The sequence below is a fragment of the Sorangiineae bacterium MSr11367 genome, assembly GCA_037157805.1.
GTDB classification, from domain to species: domain Bacteria; phylum Myxococcota_A; class Polyangia; order Polyangiales; family Polyangiaceae; genus Pendulispora; species Pendulispora rubella.
The window spans coordinates 7,052,487-7,071,998 of the sequence record CP089983.1 but is presented as its reverse complement, the minus strand read 5'-3'; the positions used below and the strand labels follow the sequence as shown (position 1 = coordinate 7,071,998).

The 19,512-nt window shown below is 62.6% G+C and carries 14 protein-coding genes; 5 read left to right on the top strand and 9 right to left on the bottom strand.

The window, feature by feature from the left end; genetic code table 11:
- The first annotated feature begins 155 nt into the window (after positions 1-155).
- Positions 156-2,546, top strand: coding sequence for a chitobiase/beta-hexosaminidase C-terminal domain-containing protein (locus LVJ94_27180; GenBank protein WXB00594.1), 2,391 nt, complete (start codon positions 156-158; stop codon positions 2,544-2,546).
- On the opposite strand, the gene LVJ94_27175 is transcribed toward LVJ94_27180, so the two are convergent.
- Complete coding sequence (locus tag LVJ94_27175; GenBank protein ID WXB00593.1) at positions 2,543-3,169, bottom strand: TetR/AcrR family transcriptional regulator; 627 nt, start codon at positions 3,167-3,169, stop codon at positions 2,543-2,545. The genes LVJ94_27180 and LVJ94_27175 overlap by 4 nt on opposite strands.
- A gap of 170 nt (positions 3,170-3,339) precedes the next feature.
- On the opposite strand from LVJ94_27175, the gene LVJ94_27170 reads away from it, so the two are divergent.
- Complete coding sequence (locus LVJ94_27170; protein ID WXB00592.1) at positions 3,340-4,353, top strand: class I SAM-dependent methyltransferase; 1,014 nt, start codon at positions 3,340-3,342, stop codon at positions 4,351-4,353.
- A gap of 53 nt (positions 4,354-4,406) precedes the next feature.
- Here LVJ94_27170 and LVJ94_27165 read toward each other — a convergent pair whose 3' ends face one another.
- Positions 4,407-6,692, bottom strand: coding sequence for an Ig-like domain-containing protein (locus tag LVJ94_27165; GenBank protein ID WXB00591.1), 2,286 nt, complete (start codon positions 6,690-6,692; stop codon positions 4,407-4,409).
- Positions 6,693-7,091: 399 nt separating this feature from the next.
- Between LVJ94_27165 and LVJ94_27160 the strand changes: the two genes are divergently transcribed.
- Positions 7,092-7,508 carry a hypothetical protein gene (locus tag LVJ94_27160; GenBank protein ID WXB00590.1) on the top strand — a complete coding sequence of 139 codons (417 nt, stop codon included), beginning with the start codon at positions 7,092-7,094 and terminating at the stop codon, positions 7,506-7,508.
- 162 nt (positions 7,509-7,670) lie between these two features.
- Positions 7,671-8,882, top strand: coding sequence for an acyl-CoA dehydrogenase family protein (locus LVJ94_27155; protein ID WXB00589.1), 1,212 nt, complete (start codon positions 7,671-7,673; stop codon positions 8,880-8,882).
- Between the two features lie 28 nt (positions 8,883-8,910).
- Here LVJ94_27155 and LVJ94_27150 read toward each other — a convergent pair whose 3' ends face one another.
- The 3 genes from LVJ94_27150 to lspA form a co-directional block, all read right to left on the bottom strand.
- Complete coding sequence (locus LVJ94_27150) at positions 8,911-9,963, bottom strand: beta-lactamase family protein (protein ID WXB00588.1); 1,053 nt, start codon at positions 9,961-9,963, stop codon at positions 8,911-8,913.
- 134 nt (positions 9,964-10,097) lie between these two features.
- The gene (locus LVJ94_27145) at positions 10,098-11,534 is read right to left on the bottom strand and encodes a cation:proton antiporter (protein WXB00587.1); all 1,437 of its coding nucleotides are present in this window, start codon (positions 11,532-11,534) and stop codon (positions 10,098-10,100) included.
- Positions 11,535-11,681: 147 nt separating this feature from the next.
- On the bottom strand, positions 11,682-12,197 hold the full coding sequence (lspA, locus tag LVJ94_27140) for a signal peptidase II (GenBank protein WXB00586.1): 516 nt from the start codon (positions 12,195-12,197) through the stop codon (positions 11,682-11,684).
- 791 nt (positions 12,198-12,988) lie between these two features.
- Here lspA and LVJ94_27135 point away from each other — a divergent pair.
- Complete coding sequence (locus tag LVJ94_27135) at positions 12,989-13,963, top strand: hypothetical protein (protein ID WXB00585.1); 975 nt, start codon at positions 12,989-12,991, stop codon at positions 13,961-13,963.
- 62 nt (positions 13,964-14,025) lie between these two features.
- Here the strand turns inward: LVJ94_27135 and LVJ94_27130 are convergent, their stop codons facing one another.
- From LVJ94_27130 to LVJ94_27115, 4 genes are all read right to left on the bottom strand, one after another.
- Complete coding sequence (locus LVJ94_27130; GenBank protein WXB00584.1) at positions 14,026-15,633, bottom strand: hypothetical protein; 1,608 nt, start codon at positions 15,631-15,633, stop codon at positions 14,026-14,028.
- Between the two features lie 394 nt (positions 15,634-16,027).
- Positions 16,028-17,341: a right-handed parallel beta-helix repeat-containing protein gene (locus tag LVJ94_27125; protein ID WXB00583.1), complete on the bottom strand. Its 1,314-nt coding sequence runs from the start codon at positions 17,339-17,341 to the stop codon at positions 16,028-16,030.
- A complete protein-coding gene (locus LVJ94_27120; protein ID WXB00582.1) occupies positions 17,338-18,519 on the bottom strand; it encodes a hypothetical protein in 1,182 nt (393 codons plus the stop codon). Before LVJ94_27120 ends, LVJ94_27125 begins: the two co-directional genes overlap by 4 nt.
- 43 nt (positions 18,520-18,562) lie before the next feature.
- Positions 18,563-19,459 (bottom strand): cyclase family protein, encoded by an 897-nt coding sequence (locus tag LVJ94_27115; GenBank protein ID WXB00581.1) that lies wholly within the window; start codon positions 19,457-19,459, stop codon positions 18,563-18,565.
- Between the last annotated feature and the right edge of the window lie 53 nt (positions 19,460-19,512).

Below are 19,512 nucleotides of genomic sequence, written 5' to 3'. Positions count from 1 at the left end.
GAAAAGGCCTGTTTGCGGGGCTCGCGGAACGGTAAAATTCGTACCGGGGTTGAAGATCTTTCCAAGGGGTTCGTCCGAAGAAAGAGGAGAGGCGGGAACACGACCCTCTCGGCTTTCAATCAACGCTTCAAATGCGACTGGACGACGAAACCATCATGTCTTGGAATGGATTCTCTCGGAAAAATAGCAAGCTGATCTGTGTGGCCACCCTGGTGGCCCTGGCGAACCTCACGGGGTGCAGCGACGATTCCAACCCCAGCGATGGCCATGCCGCGACGGATGCGGTCGCGACGCCAGAATTCGACGTGGCCGGCGGCACCTTCTCGTCGGCGCAGAAAGTGGCCATTCGAACCGCGACAGCGGGCGCGAGCATTCACTATACGCTGGACGGCAGCACACCGAATTCGACGTCTCCTGTTTACGATTCACCGATTGCCATTGCGAAGAGCACGACCCTCAAAGCGGTGGCTCGAAGGGTAGGCGCGGAGGATTCTCGAGTTCAATCGGCGACGTACGTCATCGAAGTACCCTCCGACACCGCGCTGCCGGTGCAGTTCGAGCCCAACGCGGGCCAGTACGCGAACGACGTTTCCGTTTCGCTGACCAGCGGCACCGCCGGGGCAGCGGTTTGCTACTCCCTCGATTCGTCTGGGCCTGCATGCGATGCATCGGCCCGATGCGCCGCCGGATCGCTGGAATATACGCCCGGAACGACCGTGCATGTCACGGAGACGGGCAAACGGATTCGCGCCGTCGCGTGCAAGGGCGGCCTGCTCCCGTCTTCGGAGACGTATGCGGATTACACCCTCCGGGCGGCCGTGCCCGAGTTCCACCCCCTTTCGGAAACGTATGACGCTTCCCGTCCCATCGAGGTGACGACCGCCACGGCGGGGGCGAGCATTCGCTACGCCGTCGATGGCGCCACCCCGAATTGCACCGATTCCACCGTGGTACCCGATTCGGGCTGGATCCACGCCCACGCGGCAACGCATACGATGAGCGCCATTGCGTGCAAAGACAAATATGCCGCCAGCGAGGTGGTGACCGTTCGTGACACCGCGGCGTGCAAAGGTAACTTCACCGCCTCCACCTCGTCTCAGCTCGACGCGCTGTCCGGCTGCCGCGAAATCACCGGCAACCTCACCATCGAAGGTCGCGGGATCTGGAACCTCGCGGCGCTCGGATCCCTCGAGCGTGTCGGCGGATCGCTGACGGTGAGCTACACCCGCGAACTGGAGTCACTCGCCGGTCTGCAAAAGCTGGCCTCCGTCGGCGGCGATTTGGCGATCCAAGGCAACTACCGTCTCGGCAGCGTTGCCGCGCTCGAGTCCTTGTACGCGGTGGGTGGCGCGTTGAGGGTCGAATACAATGCCGTCACCAACTTGGTGGGCCCGAACAAGCTGATGAGGGTCGGCGCCTTACTGATCGAGGAACCTTTTCTGACGAGCGTCACGGGGTTCTCGGCGCTGGAGGAGATCCAGGGGTACTTCGTCCTATCGCGAACCGCGTTGACGGCGTTCGATGGATTCCCCGCGCTGACCAGCATTCGCGGGAATGCCATCTTCCGTGGCAATCCCGTTCTGCAGAGTGTGACCGGCTTCGCCCATGTGCACGAGCTGTCCGGACTCGATATCGCCAATAGCCCATCGCTTTCGCGATTCGCGGCGTTCCCGAACGCCAAGGCCGTCCGCGGCGATGTGTACATCTCGGACAGCCCCAAACTCGCCCAGCTCGATCTCAAGGGGATCGAGGTCGTCGACGGTCGCGTCTCCATTGGCGCCGTCGATGGGGACGGTCTTCCCGCATTGGCCTCGCTCGACGGGTTCAGCGGGTTGACCGCGATTGGAAGACTGGACCTTCGCGGCAAGCTTGGATTCGCCGACTTGAAGGGCCTGGGCCGACTGACCCGGATCAACGGCGGTCTTTGGGTCGACCGCACCTCGGCGGAGTTCGTGAGCTTGGTGGGCCTCGACACGCTCAGCTCCGTGGGAGGCATCAGTCTCTACGGGAGCGAAGGTCTTCGAAATCTGCGCGGTCTCGAGAAGGTCGAAACGCTCAACGGCGGTTCCATCGACGTCTACAAATGCCATGCGATGACCGAGATTGGCGGTTTGAACGGAATTCGCGAGGTCGATTTCCTGCTCATCGCCCGCAATGAAAAGTTGACCCACCTGGATGGGTTCCATGGCCTGCAATCGGCGGACGACATTCGCTTCATCGAGAATGTCGCGATGACCAAGCTCGATGGGCTCGACGCGCTCGTGCACGCAGGGCAAGAGCTGCACTTCGAAGGCAATTCCCTCACGTCGCTCGCCGGGCTCGACGCGCTCACCACCATCGATGGTACGCTTCGATTCGATGGGGAACGCGCCCTCGAAGACATCGTAGGATTCGACGCGCTGAACAAACTCGGGAAGCTCGTCATCCGGAACAACCTTGCGCTTTCGCCGTGCCGTGCGGAACGGTTCGCCGCAAAATTGGCCGCCCAAGGCTACACCAATCTCCCCGTGGTCTACGAAAACCACGGCACGGGGACCTGCAACTAACGCCCCTCTCGGATCGCCGTCGAAACGGACGCCGTCGCCTGGTCGATGAGATCGGTGACGGCGTCTTCGTCGTCCATGGATATCGAGAGGTGCGGGGCCAAGGGGCCGTCGAGGAGGAGCATCGCTGCGCCGTGCACGACGGAGCAGGCCAGGAAGCACGCTTCGCGGACGCGCTGCGCCACGCGCGCGCGGGTCGGCGGCATCGTCGCCTGGACGGCTTGCTGCAAAATCGAGAATGCGCGCTCGCCGACGTCGGCGAGCCGCGTCCGCGACTCCTTCGAGAAGCCGCGGCCGAACATGACGCGGTAGTGCCCGGGCCGCCGCAGGGCGAAGCGCACGTACGCTCGACCGAGATCGCGAAGCCAAAGCTCGGCGGAGCGGACCTGAGCAACGCTGGCGAGATCGTGCGCGAGCTCCTCGAAGCCCTGCGCGGCGAGTCCTGCGAGCAGCGCATCCTTGTCGGGAAAGTGGTTCGTGGGCGCCGCATGCGAGACGCCGAGCCGCCGGGATAGCTCGCGCAACGTGAGGGCGGCGACGCCGTCCGTTTCGACGAGCTTGGCCGCTTCGGCCAGAAGCGCATTCCGGAGATCGCCATGATGGTACGGGCGTGCAACGCGAGCCACGGGCGCAAGCTATCGAGAGGTGTGTATGTAGTCAATGACAAGATTGTTGAAACGATTCGCGAAGAGCACAAGCATGTGACCACGACAACGTTTCCGAAGAGCCGCGTGCTCGGTCGACGTCGGCATTGGGGTCGTTCTATCGTGGATCGCCAAAAGGAGAATCGATCGCGATGGAGAACAAGAACCTATCGGGGCCGGAGGCGCTTTTTCAGATGCTTCAGGCGCATCACGTCACCGCCGTCCTCACGACGGCGATCGAGCTGGGCCTGTTCGCGGCCATTCACGAGGGCGCGCGCGATGCGGCCGCCATCGCCGCCAAGATCCGGTGTCCGGAAAGGACGACGCGGGTCGTTGCCGAGGCTCTCGCGGTGCTCGGCCTCCTGAGCAAGGAGGGGGGAACGTATTCCCTCGCGCCCGTCGCCGCCGAGCACCTCGTTCCCAGCAAGCCGCAATACCTCGGCGGCATCGCCAGCGTCATGGGCAGCGACCACCTATGGCGTGCCATGGCGCAGCTCAAAGACTCCGTGAAGGCGGGGGGCAGCGTTCTTTTGGAGCACGCGGAGACCCCGCAGCTTCCGTTCTGGGAGATCTTCGCCAAGAGCACCGTCGGCATGTCGGTTCCCGTCGCCATGGCAATTCAGGGGCTCATCGGCCCTTGGCTCGCATCTCGCTCCGCGCCGACGGCCCTCGATGTCGCCGCGGGCAGCGGCACCTACGCCTTTACCCTGGTGAAAGAGAATCCGACCCTGCGGGCGACGTTGCTCGATTGGCCCAATGTCTTGGTCGAGACGCGCCAGATGGCAGGCCGCCTCGGGGTCGACACGTCGCGCGTCCAGTACATCGAGGGGAACCTTTTCGAGGCTGCCTTCGGCGGACCGTACGACGTGATCGTCATGAGCCACATCTTCCATCACTTCGAACCTGTGGTCTGTCAGTCCTTGTTGAAGAAGGCTGCCGCGGCCCTCAAGCCCGATGGAAAAATCGTCATCAATGACTTCTTGATCGACGGCGACAACCCGGCTGCACGGATGTTCTCCATCACGATGCTGGGGACTACGAAAAAGGGCGAAGCATTTGCCAGCTCGGATTATGCGACATGGGCCAAAGGGGCAGGGCTCGGCGTGTTCAACGTGCACCCGGCGGGCGGCCTCCCGAGTTCCATCATGGTGCTCGCGCGAGGATGAACCGATGACTGTCGCCCGAGCACCGCTCGGGCGACAGCCGGCATGGGAACGGGTCAGCGGTCTTGGTGCAAACGCGACTCGACGAGTGGCTTCGCTCGAGCCTTTGGCGTGGTCACGAGATCCGATTCCGTGTAGTGCACGCGGTCGTAGCCGGCCGCCCAATAGTACCCATTGGCCGCGATCCGCTTCGGGCTGAAGCCGACGATGCCGCTCGGGAGGCCCAATTGCTCGGAGGTGCCCTGGGCCCACCCGTTTTCATCGGTGGGAATATCGAGGTACAAGCCGCCGCGTTTGGTGAAGTTGCCATGCACCTGGGCCACCGGCACCGGTGCACCGGTGGCCTTGTCGACCACCCGCACCCGCACCGCCGCGGTGCCGGGGGTCGAACCCGGGGTCAATTCGATCGCATCGACGATCATCGGACGGAGCTGCACCTCGGCCGCCGTCGTCTTGGCGGATACCGGCGGCGATGCGGGGCCTTCTTTGCCCGCGACGTCCACGGCCGACACTCGATAATAGTAACGGGTGGAGGGCAACAATCCGAAATCGGTCGCCCACGGATCCTTCGTCGCCCCGACGAGGTTGTCCTCGCACGGACGGAAGTTCGGGTCCTCGGAGCGATAGATGTTGTAAAAATTGACGTGGGTGTCGTCGTAGGCGCGACCCCAGGTCAAATCGACGGATTGGTAGTCGAACGGGCTAGCCTTTACGCGATCGCTCAAGGCCGACGGCGCCCGATAATCCTTCGGATACGGCGGGTAGCTGGGATCTTTGCTCCAATCCGAAGGCAGCTCGAGCAATGAGTCGAAATGGTGCATGACCACGCCCCCGAATCCGGGTTTGGGATTCGCGGTGGCATAAAGCTTCGTCAGCTCGCTTTCCATGTAGGCGCGGCCCATGTGGCTGTAGCTGATCCACCATGGGTCGGCGTCCGAGGATGAGATCGCGATCGTCTCGAGTGCGAGCGAGACCGATTTGGGTTTCCCGATCTTCTCGGCATATGCGATCTCTTCCTGACCGGTGATGTACATGCCCTCCGCCGAATCGCGGTACGCCATGACCGTCACGTAGTCGTTGAGGTCTTGCATATGCTGATCGAGCGTCTTCTCTTGCCCTTTCCAGGTCAGCGATGCACCGTCGAGCCAGAATGGAATGGCTGGCCCGAACGCATGCCCGGATCCCGCGGCGTCACGCCGCTGGATCAAGCGCGAGAGCACCGTGAGCCACTGCAATTGCGTGGGCGTGTCGTAGACGTTGCAGGTGTAGGGTTCGAGGTCGATGTTCAATCCGTCGAATCGCTCGCGTGGATTGGACGAAAGGTCGTAATTGAGCACCTTTTCGTATTCGCTCAGGGCATACCCCTGGTAGGGCGTGAACGCACCGAGGCAAAAGGGGCGGGCGGCGCTGATGATGAGGGCATACACGTCGAGGCCGGCGGTATGTGCCCAGGACACGAATTCGCGCACGCGAGGTCGGAAGTCCTCCAGCATATCTTCGCCGCTGTAACGATCGACGCTGAAGTAGATGGTCTTCACCTTGCCGCTCGCGGCGAGACTTTCCAGCGCCCGGCGTGAGCCAGGGTTGTGGATCATCGAATACGCAGCGCCCTCCCACACCCACATCGCGCGGTCCTGGGGCAGCGCGTGGCGCGGCTCGATGCTGCCGCTTCCGACTTGGACATAGGTGGTGAAGCTCTTACCGAGGTTGCCGCGCGCATCGACGGCGCGGGCTTCGATGCTGGCCGTCGCATCGCCGAGCGGGGTGGGATCCCATGGGTATTCGTAGCCCCCCGACACGCGCGATGCCGGACGCCAGGGGCCGCCGTTGATGCGCACGGATACCGACGCGATATCGTTTTTGGCGTTCACCTCGAGGCGGATGGGCGTGCGCGCTGTCACGGTCCCGCCATCCGCGGGGCTGGCTACGGTGACCTTGGGAACATTGGCTGCGGGATTGTCGACGCTCACCGTTCGCCATGGCTGCCAGCCAAGGGCGTCGATCGACAACTGGAACTCGCCATCGAGCTTGCTGGTATCGAGATCGTAGTACCACGTGCCGGACTCTTCGCCGTTGGTGACCGTATGAACGCGCTCGATGACCTTTCCAGCGATGCTAATTCCCAAGTTGTACGCATTGCTGTAGTGCCCGGAGACGCGGACAATGCCAACCGGGAGCTTCTCCCCCTCGACGGGCGAATCGATGGTGGCCGACGGCGCGAGCTTGGACGACACCGCCGCCTGCGGCTCCTCGTGGCCGGCGGGCCCGGCGTCGCTGCAGCCGGACACACAGGCGAGGAGCAGGGGGGCGCCAAGGGAAGAAAGAATGCTTCGTCGATTCATGCATGGACCCTTCGGTTGGGTGAAAAACGACACGAACGTGGCGGATCCCCAGGGACTCATACGAAAACGGAAGCCCTTCCATTTGCTCCCGCGACGTGAAAATCGCACAGCAGCCGAGCACGCCAGCACGTCGAAGGGCGCGTTCGTCGGGCACCGTGGGATCGCCGACTTCCCATTGCGTCGATCGTCGGATCGATGACCAAGTTGCCATATCGCTCCGGCGCACGATTGGCGTCGAGCATCCAATTGGACATGGACGTGGCGAGGGTCAGGACGAAATGTGGGATCTCGAAAGTGGTATTCGACGCTCAAATGAATTCCCGATTCCTGCGTAAGGAGAACTTCAGAGCGCACGGTGCGCTCGGGGGCCTCTTCGAGGGGCAGGAGACACTTATGACAATGGGTAGGAAAATTTTCGCTCTCATCATCGGGACGGTGTGCGCGGCCACGGTTGGTTGCGCGGCCGATCAAGGCGAAGAAGGTACGGAGAACGCCGTTTCCGAAGAATCCGCCATCGAAGGTGCCGTTGCCGAACAGGATAATGGTACCGCGCGGGAAGACGTCTCCTCGGCGGCTCCCGCGGTCGAGTCCGAGGACGCGACTGTGTCGACGTTGGGGGCAGCTCCCTCGTGCATCAAGAAGACCTTTTTGAGCAGCAACCAAATTCACCTCAGTAGCAATTGCAACTTCGATACAGGTGTGCGCGTCATCATCAACTGGGGACGTGACTCGGGCTGCATTCGAATCCCCGCGTACCGTACGGGCTATACCTACTCGTGGTGGCCCGGCTCGTTCGACAGACTGGACAGCTGCTGATCGCGGCGAACCTCGGAGGCGTCCCTCGCTTTTCGAGGAGTGGATGGCTCCGTGCGTTCGGATATCTCATCCGTATTCCGCGGTGGTGATGGTCGGTCTCGAAAATGGCCGAGAACGAGACTAGGATTCGTCACCACAAAGCGGTCCAACGGGAGAGAACACGTGACCACGAGCGAAGCCTTGAAATCAATTGCGGGTGGCGCCTCGGAGGTGCTCCGTGCGGTGGAAGCCTTGGTGCCGATGACGCGGGCCGAGTGCGCCGATATCGACGTGACGCGGGCCATCCCCGTCGCGGTGGTTCGAGCGCTCCAGGCGGCGGGGGTCCACCGGATGCTGGTCCCCAAGGACTTTGGCGGCGCCGAGATCGACCCCGTGACGTTTCTGCGCGTCGTGGAAGCCACCGCGTATGCCGATGGATCGGTGGGATGGTGCGTGGCCATCGGTGGCTGCTACGGCACCTTCGGTGGCATGCTGCCCGCGGAGGGCGCGCGCCGCATCTTCGGCGAGCCCGAGGCGATCGTGGCCGGCGCCTTCAGGCCCACGGGCGCTGCAATCCCGGTCGACGGCGGATTTCGCGTGACCGGTCGCTGGCCCCTTGCCAGCGGTTCCACACACGCGACGTGGTACCTCGGTGGCTGCACGATCGTACGCGACGGCAAGCCGGTGGTGGGCCCGACCGGAATTCCCCTCATGCGGGAAATGTTCTTTCCAGCCTCCGCCGTCAACGTGATCGACACATGGGAGTCTACCGGACTACGCGGGACCGCCAGTCACGACTACGCCGTGTCCGAGGTGTTCGTTCCGGCCTCGCTGACGGCGTGGTTCAGCGAGCCGCCGATCTGCGGCCGCCCGCTCTTCCGCATGCCCCCCATTGCGACCTTCGCCACGTTCCTCGGCGCGGTTCCCTTGGGCATTGCCCGCCATGCCCTGGAGGAATTCATCACGCTGGCCACCGGCAAGACATCCATGATGTCCACGTCGTCGTTGGCGGACAAGCCGGTAGCCCAGGACCGGCTCGGACGCGCCAAGGCCCTCATTCTTTCGGGGCGCCACTACCTCGTCGAGACCCTGCGCGAGCTGTGGGACAAGGTGCAGGCAGGGCACGCCCCGAGCATGTCCGAGCGGGGAGCCCTGTGGTTGGCGGCCACGCACGCCGCGCACACCGCCCTCGAGGCCATCGAGCTGCTCTACACCGCGGCGGGGGCGAGCAGCGTTTATCGAAGTTGTCCGCTGGATCGTTGCCTGCGCGATGCGCGTACCGCCGTGCAGCACCTCACGCTCCAAGAGATGAATTTCGAATTGGCCGGCCGCGATCTCCTCGGCCGCGCGCTCATCCCCAGCCCGTGGGCCACCGATTACCGCGGCGAGCCCTGAGCGCATGCGTCGAAGAGCGATATCCCATTCAGGGAATGGCGGCGAGTACACCGGAAAGAAACGCCGACGCGGCCTTACCGTGGCCCGGGACGTTGTAATTGCCCGCGGTCATGACCACCACCAGATCGCGTGACGGGATCACCCAGATGCGCTGGCCGCCATTGCCGCTGGCCAGGAACCAGGGGGTCGTCGGCGTTACGGTGCATCCTGGCGAGAGCCACCAGAAATAGCCATAGCGCTGGCCGCATTTCGGGTCCGCTTCCACTTGCGCGTGGGTGGCGACGGCGTCGGTGGCCCATGCAGCAGGGACCACTTGATGGTCGTTCCAACGGCCGCCATTCAGCATCATCTGGCCAATCTTGGCCATGTCGCGCGGGGTGAGCCTCAGGCCCGAGGCGGCATAGGGCACGCCCCGATCGTCTTTCAACCAGACCTGTTGGGTAACGCCCAGCGGCTCCCACAGTTTCTGCTGGGCATAGACCTCCATGGGCGTTTTGGTGGCCCGCTTCAGGATCTCGGCGGCGACCGCGACGTCGCCCCCGCTGTAGCGAAACTGCTCGCCCGGCGGGGTGACGATGGCTTGCTCCAAGACGTAGCGGTAGCGGTCCGGGGCCAGGTCCATCGCGATCTCGCTGTTGCGGGGATCGGTATAGGGCAGCGTGTCTTCGTCCCAGGCAAGGCCGGAGGTCATGGACAGCACGTCGCGCACGCGGATCTTCATCCGATCGGCGGTGCGCAAGTCGGTATACTCGGGAAAATAGTCGAGCACCGGGGCATCGAGGCTCTTGATGGCCCCTTCGGAAACGGCGATTCCGAACAGCAGCGAGACCACGCTCTTGCTCACCGAGCGCACGTCGTGCAGCGTCGTCGCATTGAAATTCACGGTCCCCAGCGGGCGGCCGCGCTCTTCGTCATTGCCGGTAAAATACCATTCAGCCAGAGTCTGGCCGTGTTGCATCACCAGCACGGAATGGACATTGGGAAACTCGCCGGCGCGAGTCCGCTGCTCCAGCGAGGATAAGGGCGACGGCGCCGCATTGTCGTGGGCGCACGCCACCCCTTGGGTCAAGAAAGCGAGCATCGTGGCAGCCTTGTACAAATGCTCGTACCGCGATGAGCGTCGAGTCGAATGGGCCATCGTCGAACATTGGAGCACACAAGATGGTCCACCGGGAGGGCCACTGCGCGCCAGGAATGCGCAAAAGGCGACTTCCCTTACGTCGAGCTGCTGACGGCCGTGGAACTCGCAGGCTCATCGAGTGAGCGACTCCGGATCAAGACGTGGAGAATGGGCGTGGTGGCGAACGTGGTCACCAGCGCCATGAGGATCATCATCGCGAAGAGCGTCGGCGAGATGACCCGCAGGTCGAGGCCCATGTTGAGCACGATGAGCTCCATGAGTCCGCGCGTGTTCATGAGGATTCCGAGGCTCGCGGCATCGCGCCATTCGAGCCCCGCGAGCCTTGCTGCGCCTGCGCTTCCACCGAATTTGCCCAGGCAGGCAACCACGATGATGACGCCGCAGAAGATCCAGTGGTCCATTCCGCTCAGCAGACCGATCTGGGTGCGCATACCCGTGAATGCGAAGTATGCCGGGAGCAGGAGCACGACGACCAGATCTTCGAGCTTCTGTTTCATGCTCTTGGCCAGCAACGACTCGTGCGGAATGATCGCGCCGAGCAAGAAGGCGCCGAACACCGGGTGGATGCCGATGAAATCCGTGGTGAGCGCGGAGAGCAGCAAGCCCCCGAAGACGAGCGCCGAGGTATTCTGGCCGAGTTCCTTGGTGAGCTCCATCCGGCGCACGGCGCGCTGCACGAAGGGGCGGATGGCGCCGAGCATGAATGCGATGTAGCCGATCGAAAGTCCGATGGTGAGCGCCGCCCCCGAAGGCTTGGCTTGCGCGACGCTCACGACGAAGGCCAGCAGGCACCACGCAGTGACGTCGTCGACGGCGGCGCAGCTGATTGCAATGACGCCGAGCCGTGTCTTGTGGATGCCTCGATCGGTCAGGATGCGCGCGAGCACCGGAAAGGCGGTGACCGACATCGACACGCCCATGAAGAGCGCGAAGACGCTGAAGGGCACGTCGGAGCTGGAGAGCTTCGGATAGAGCCAGAGCGCCAGGCCCGAGCCGAGGACGAAAGGTGCGATGATGGATGCGTGGGAAATCGCCAGTGTGGCATGCGACTTCTTGCGCAGGAGCGAGGTGTCGAGCTCGAGGCCGACGAGGAACATGAACAGGATCGCACCGACCTGCGCGATGACGCCGAGGTAGGGCGCGACCGTGGATGGCAGCAGGAACGCCGACGCAGAAGGTGCGATGCGGCCGAGCAGCGACGGCCCGAGCAGGATTCCAGCGAGGACTTCACCGATGACCGGCGGCTGGTGGAGATAGCGAAAGAGTGCACCGAGCCCCCGCGAGGCGATGATCACGACCAGCATCGCGAGGAGCACGTGGAGGATCGCATGCGAGCCCGCGCCGGCACCGCCTCCTCCGAAGATGGGGCCCTTGGGATCGGGCGCCGTGAGATCGGATCCGAACGAGCGAATTCCGAGGAACAATCCGATGGACGCGACGATCATCACCGCATAGACGATGATGGTCACGAGGCGTCCGGCGCGCAGTTGAGATCCGGGTGCGAGCTCCATGTTGTCATGTTGCATCGAACCTGATGCGTCGTCCAGCACGCCTCGACACGAAGATGGAGAGAGACACCATCCGTGCAACGCGCCGGATGTCGCGGGGACGGCGTCCGCGCCCCACTCTCGTCATAGCATCATAGCGCGCTGTCGCGATTAGCTCGGATGGGGCGCGCTTTGATTGGCATTCGGGCCTCGCCCCAGAATGGCGTGAAGGGCGAGAAGCAGGATACCGCCGACAATGAGGATGTCCGCGACATTGAAGACGGGCCAATGTTTCAGATGAATGAAGTCGACGACGAAGCCGCGGGCGAAACGATCGGCAATGTTGCCGACTGCGCCCGCCGCGACGAGGGCATAGCCCAAGCCCTCCGACGCGGCCGCGTGACGTCTTCGCCACCAAGACGCCAATGTTCCGAGCAGGACGACGCTGGCCACGACGCTCAGAACCGTGGCCTTGTGCGGAATGGAAACATCGCGCAAGAGTGAAAACGCCGTGTCGTGATTCTCGGTGTAACGCAGGTCGAGGACCCCGGAAATGAGCTCGATGATGCGACCCTCCTGAAGCTCGCGCTGCGCGAGCGACTTCGTGGCGTGGTCGCACCCGACGAGGGCGCCCGCAAAGAGCAACGATAGGGCGCAGCGAACGAACAGGAGCAACCGGGACCGCATGGTGGATGAACCCGCAACGCCCCCCGTTTGTTCCCGGGGACGTTGCGCCAGCTCAGCGTGGAATGAGCGCGGAGGTCATGCTGGATCGCAGGATCGCCATCGCGCGCATCCCGGAGCTGCGTCGAGGCATCCGTTGCGCGGTGACACCCGTGGCACGGCCTCTGCTGAAAGGCATTGGCCTCGATTGCCATTCATCATGGAGGTTCAAATGTCTCGACACCGAAAAGGGTCGCTCTTAATCATGGCTGCGTTTGCCATTACCGCGAGCGCTGTGCCTACTCCGGCGCGCGCGGATCACTATACCCGGAGCAGTTGCAACGCAGGCTACAAGGACCCCATCAACTTCTACTGGGACGATCGGTTCGATATCCGAAACGTTACCCGAGTTCATGCAGGGACCGACCGTTGTGGAGGCCATCTTGCGAGTGGCACCAACAATTGCGGTTCATCGCAGACGTACGACTATTTGCGATGCGGCAACAGCTGGGCAAAACTCTGCACCAGCCGTTCGAACCATCGACGGTACCACTCTCGTCTTTTCGATCAGCAATTCAAGTTCGTTCCCTCGCACCAAGACCAGGGCTGCAGCTGCATCAATCCGCGAACATGCCTCAAGGATGGCGCGCGCTTCAATCCTGGTCGTGACTTCGAACACTATTGGGTAATCATCAATTGTCGCAGCGGGAGCAAGTACTATTGGGGCAATACGCTATCCATTTCTCAGGGTTGTGGGGTAGGCCGTCAGGCTAGCGACGGTTGGGTATGGATCGTCAATTGAGAGGGGACCAGCGATGAAACGAACAGTCTATGCGACGACACTGGCAGCATTGGCCGCTTTGATCGCGTGCGGGGTTCAGTCGAGCGGTCCCTCGGAGGCCACCCACGCCGCGTCGACGGCGCAGGCGTGGACGCACTATTCGGCCCCGGTCACCGAGGACGGTCACCAGGCCATGATCGAATACTGGGTACGCGGTACCGACGTGGTGCGACGGTACTGGGAAGAGGGGACCTTGCGCTACGACGAACGTTGCGAAGGAAGACGGCTGACCGTGCACGAGATTCTGCCATCCGGATACGATGACAAGCCTCCGTTTACGTACAGGGAAGTTTCCGATAGGGAGGACGCGGAGTCGTGTTTCGCCGCGGCGACCTACGACGAGCTGAAGTTCCTACATGCGCCCAGCACTCTCCCGCAAGCTGAAAGCACGACCACGAGCGATGGGCGGGCCGCACTACGATGGGTCGGGCCGACCGGCCATGAGTTCATCGTGGACGCCCAGACCTCCCTTCCGATTCGAAGCGACTACGGTACGGAAGACGACACCGTGATTACGGTCGCCTTCGGCGCATTCAGCATGACGACCGAGGCAACGAATCCCCCGGCACCTCGAGTCGAATGGGCCGGATTCCAGGAGACACTCGATGTGCCGGTGGACGAAGCAGGGCAACGGCAAGGGCTCACCGAGGTTCCTTCTTCCATCGAGGGGCTCCCACTGAGCCACTCGTCGTCGTTTCGGACGCAGAACCTCGAGCAGCCAACGTATTATCTCATCTGGGGCGACGACAGCCGAAACGTCCAAATGGTGACCACCGTGGCCACGCTCCCGGAGGAGTTCCTGGGGTACTCGGCCGACGGCACGGAGTACAACGCGCAGGATGGCGCGAAACATGTCAAAATCGGGACCGTTGGCGGTGACGCGGCGCTGCTTCGCGCAGCCTTGAAAGCGCTCCGTCCATCGGCGTTGGACGACCAGAGGGTGCACTAACGAAAAAGGGCCGTCGCGCATCGCGCGGCGGCCCATCGCTCGAATTCGACGTCCGCTAAAATCTAGTCTCGGTCTTGCGGCAGATTGTTTTGAACTCCCGCCGCGGCAGGACGCGACGAGCTACCGGCACGGTAGAGCAGATCTTGCCACACGATGGGCGAACGCGTGGAGAATGCGCTCTTGAACGAGGTCACGACCGCACCGTCGCGTGTGAGCTGAAAGCTCGGGCGATCGTTGGCGGCCAGCGGTGCGTCGAAGAACTGCGGGCCGGCGGCGACATCGGCCTTCTTGTCGGCGCCCCCCGAGGTGATCTGAATGGTTCCGGGGGACTTGAGCATGCCGAGCACGAACACCCGATCCACCAGCGCAACGTCATTCTTCGATTTGGTGGCCACGGGTTGCTTGGCCGTGTCCCGAGCCGCCGTGCTCTTGTGCATACGGTGCGCGTAATAGAGCACGTCGCGTAGGATGGTCGGCTTCTTGCGCGTCTTGAACCACGTCGCATAGTACGCCGTCAAATCGTAAAACGCATATTGCGTGGCGGAATTGGGGCGCAGTGCGTGCCCTTCGGCGTGGTCGTTCCAGGTGAGCACCTGGACCATTTTCACACCGGAGTTGATGGCCGCCGTCCACGTGTTGGCTTGCGTCTTGAAGCCGGCCGTCTCGGTGGTGATGGACAGGTAGGGCCGATTGTCGGTATGGCTCACCGGCGGTGAATAGGGAACGCCATTCGCATCGCCCCAGTCTTTCAGCGTCTTGATCCCCGAGGCCGGATCGTTGGTGTAGGGAACGTTGTCCCAGCGCGAGTACATCGCCCCCTTCATGAACGGCTTCATCGCATTGCGGTTGGCTTCCGTGGGGGAAAGCAAGGAGCCCCAAAGGACCGCCTTGATGCCATGGACCTTTTCGAGCTGGTCGAAGAACTCGTCGTAGAAGGAAGCCGGCAGTGCCTCCGGTCGGAAGCTGCCAACGACGTATTTGCCACCGATCTTGCGCCACGACGCTCGGTTCTTGAACTTCGCGATATGGTCCGCCCGGCCCCGAGGATCCCGATCGGCGGTGCTCTTGCCCGAGAGAATATGGCTATCGATGTTGGGAATGACGTAGAACGGTGCGTTCGGGTTCGCCGCGGTGAACTCGTCGGCGGCATCGAAGAGATCGACCAGCTTTTGCCAGCGCCGGTCGCTGGGCGGGAACCAAAAGTTGAACAAGAATCCGTCGATGCCGACGGCGGCGGCCGTGGTGATGTCCGCTCGCATATCGGCCTTGCCGTAGCCATCCGGCCCGGGCACCGCCAAAATGGGGATCGGCTGATCGCGGAGGCGCCCGCCGAACTCCGCATAGGTTCCCGTCGGCGTCAGCCACTCTTTGTAGTGATTCTTGTAATTGCCGCTTCCCAGATTGTCGTAATAACGCAACGGGTAATCGTGCCAGTGGGCGAATACTTTGTATTCGCTTTTGGCCAATTCGGTCCGCGCGGGCATGTCGAAGGGCAAAACGCTGGCGGCAAACTCCGCCGTGTCCGCGGCGACCGTCGCGCCGGGCTCCGAGGCTTCCGAGTCCGAATCCGTGTCCTGTGCGTTCCCGGTAGGCGATCCGCGGTCGGTGTCGCCAGGCGTGGGTCCTGGCTCCGATGGCGACTCCTCCTCCGATTGAGCGCACGCCGCCACGGTCAATGCACTTGCGAGAACGAGACCTACGAGACCGAATGTCGGTCGAATGATCCAGAATGATTTCAAAGTAGTGGTGCTCCCTTCGATACGGCCCACGTGCGAGCCGCGTGCCGCGCAAAGGCCTAAGGTAAGCGGTGTCACCATTCGAGAAATCGCGCAACGTGCGCGCGCTACCCTTCGAATGGGATTATCCAGATCCCGGACAATCGACCGTGAAAGGCGAATTCCTGCACCACCCCGTCCTTTTCAAGGGTGGTGACGCCATATTCATTCATACCGTGTTGCGCGATAAAAGCAACCATACGTCTACGAGGCTGCTTCTAATGGAAGCATTACCATACTCTATTGGATTTGCACGGGGGTTCTCTTCGCGGCCGTCGTGAAGGAGCCCTTATGGCAGTCGAACCGCGGCTATTGGCGGAAGTTCGCACACGAACTCCGGCGGGTTCATTTCGCGCACCTCGGCGAGATTGAGCTTGCTCCGGTCGAATTTGTCCAAATGCAAATTGGAGAACGCCGACGCGGCGCTCCCCAGGTTGTTTTCGATGCAGATCCGCTGCGGATTGGGCCCCGCGGCACCTTGCGGCAGGATGCCATCGTACAGCATGTCGGGGACGCGGTTGTTCTCGGGGAATTTCCCGAGGGTCAGAAGGGCGCCAAGATCCTTGCTGATGTCGGGCGCGGTGCCGCCCTCGGTGAAGGTGTTGTCGTGGACGTGAATTTTGCTCGGCCACTGGTACGGCGCATAATTCGGATCGGTGGTTTGCTCGACGACCAGAAAACTAAGGATCGACATGTGCGCAGTGTTATTCTTGTCGAAGGTATTCTGAAAGACCTCGACGTTGGTGCTGGCCAGTACGGCCACCCCGGTCCCTCCCGGCACGTGCCGCACGAGCGCGGAGGGCGCGAAATTGGTCTCGTTGTTTTGGCGAACGACGTTCTTGAAAACGCGGATGTCGTGCCCGCCGACTTGCTCCAGATGCGGGACATCGAAAACGAGGATTCCGGCGGCATTGTCGTGTGCATCGTTGTCGTGAACGTCGGCGTTGAAGCAGTTTTCGAGCTCGATTCCTGCGACGTTGCCGTGCGCTTCGTTGCCTTGCACGACGATGTTCTTCGATTGCCCTACGTAAATGCCGGCGTCCGAGGCACCGATGACCAGGCTCTTCTCGATCAGCACATGTGTCGACTGAACCGGATAAAGGCCATAGCCACCATGCTTGGCCTTGTCCTCCGAGGACCAGTACGTCTTCAAATCGCGAAAGGTCACGTTGGTGCCCTGCAGCACCTTGATGCCGTTACCCGGCGGGTCCTTCACGGCAAAGCCCTCGATGCGCAGGTTTTGAACGTATTGGGCATAGACGCTGTCGTTGCTCGCCACCGTCAGCCCGGCGAAATCGAGCACGGTGGTTTCGCGGCCCGAGCCGAGCAGGGCGATGTCGCTCACGTTGGACGGCAGCGCGATTTGGTTCGAAAACGTGAAATGGCCAGGTCCGAATTTGACACTTTCGCCCGAGCGGACGGTCGCAATTCGATTTTGAATCTCCAGTTCGCTGGTTCCGCTCGAAAAGAACGTGCACTTGGTGGCGGCGGTGCATGAGGGGTCTGCCGGCGGAGCTTGCGAATCGTCGCTGCTGCAGCTGGGCAAGGAGACGCCAATGGCGAGGAGCGCGAGCGTCGTGCTGCGGAAGAGCCCTAGTCTCATTGCGGCGGAGTATACCCTCGTGGGATGACCCGTGCGAGTGTCACGGTTGCAAACGGCACACACCACAAGGCATACCAGCCGAATTGCACCACGGCGTCGATGCCCAGTTCAAAGGAGCAAAGGAGGACCGTCAGCAAGACCGGTGTCAGGAGCACATAGGTGGCTTGCGCGAAGAGGCGCTCGGCATCGCCGCGGAGAATACGCCACGATGCGAGGACCGAATGAGCGCAGGAGATGCCCGCGATGAGCCACGATGCACGAGGTACCTCGGAGATGAGATTCACCTTCTCGAAGATGTGCGAGGGGCCGAACGTGCCCGAGGCCCATGGAAGGAAAGGCGCCGTCACCGCAATGAATCCAATGGCCATGCCCGCGGAAACGAGCCACGCGGTGCGCATCCCGCGAATTCGCACCAACGTTGCGAATACGAGGGGGACAATCAATAGATAGGTGAACCGACTCGAGAGCATGACGCCGAACAGTGCGCCGAGTGCGAACACCCGGCCTAGGCTCGACGGGCGTCGAGCCTGCAGCACCAGCCACATGCACCCGGTTGCGATGGCGACGCTGCTTGCCAGCAGATCCCCCGCTGTGACGATTTCGTGCACGACCCCAGGGGCAAGCAGCAGCATGCCGAACAATCCGAGCGCCGCGGGCCACGAAGATGACAGCGTTACGGAGAGCGTCGCATAGTAAAGTCCGAGCCAGGCGATGTTCTGCAAGCCCGACGCGCCCACGAGCACGAACGGCAATGCCAGAATGAGCTCCCCGGGCAGGGGGCTGATCGGGTGTCCGGTGCTCAAGACAATCTCGTAAGGTCGTCCCGACCGGACCAAAGCAAGAGCCGCCTGCTCCAACGCTTCGTCGCGGTCGCTGCCTGCCCCATCGTGCTTGGCGGTCCATAGCTCGAGCATGGGGTGCACGACGAGGACGAGAACCGTGAGCACAAGCAGCACCGTCGCGACGCATTGGTGAACGCGCCGATCGCTCGGCCGCGGCGCCGCTGGGGACAGGAGCTTGCGTCGTGCGCACGCCAACACGCCGGCGGCGCACGCGCCGTAGAGCAAGAGTCCCCAGCTGGGGAGATAGGCCATCAACTTGGCGAAGGAGGCGAATGAAACGGTGGCGAGAGCAAGCCCGATCTCGTTTCGCGTGCTGGTCGCCGTCCGCAGCATCACCCCGTCGCCAGTCCATCATGGACGCGGCGACACGGCCAGGGGCTTACGCGACGACAGCGTAAGCACGCACCGGAAATGTACCAAATTGCGCAATGCGCGGCGGTGCTGCATGAAAGCGAAAGCCCGTGGGGGGCAGTTTCTCGAGTCCCGTGAGGTGTTCGACAATCGGAATCGCCGCGCGCAATAGCCCCGTATGGGCGGGGCGGAGGCCATCGCCCACGTCGTCGATGTTGACGGAATCGATTCCAACCAGGGCGGCTCCATGCTCGACGAGCCATTGGGTCGCTGCCTCGGTGAGAAAAGGGGCGTCGACGCCGTATGCGGGAGTTCCCCAATGCTGGCTCCATCCCGTGTGGAGGAGCACGGCGCGCCCGCGGACCTCGTACGGCAGAAGCTGAGCGATGTCGATGGCGCGTTGCCCGGATCCGGCGGTCCGCACGAGTACGCCTTCGAGATCGGCGAAGTGCTCGAGCGACGAGGTCGCGAGATCGGCGCCATCGTCGAAGCGATGGAACGGAGTATCCACGTACGTGCCGGTGTTGGCCACCATCGAGATGCGCCCAATGTGAAAGCGCACCCCCGGCGCGTATGCCTTTTCGCTGGCCTCGCGGCTGAGATGATCGCCAATCTCGGGCCCCGGCAAGCCGGGATACGTCGTCATGCCGTGGGCGATGACATGACTCAGCTCGATCAGACGGCGCCGGTCGGCCGCGGGAGGGTCGACGGTCCGTGAGCCACGATGCGCCTCCTCGAGAATGGTGAGCTGACGAATGTCGATGGTGCCCGCCATGAGCAAGCCGAGGCTCTTGACCAAGAGGCGCCCGACCTCGGCCTCCGTCACGTCGGCATGCGGTACGTCGATTCGAAAGCCATTCCCGGAGAGATCCCCTCCATTGGTGAAGGTGATATGAAAATCGAACGCTGCGCGATATTCGGCCATCCTCACACTGTGGGGCGGCACGGCTTTCAGGAAAAGCTAGAATATCTGAAGCA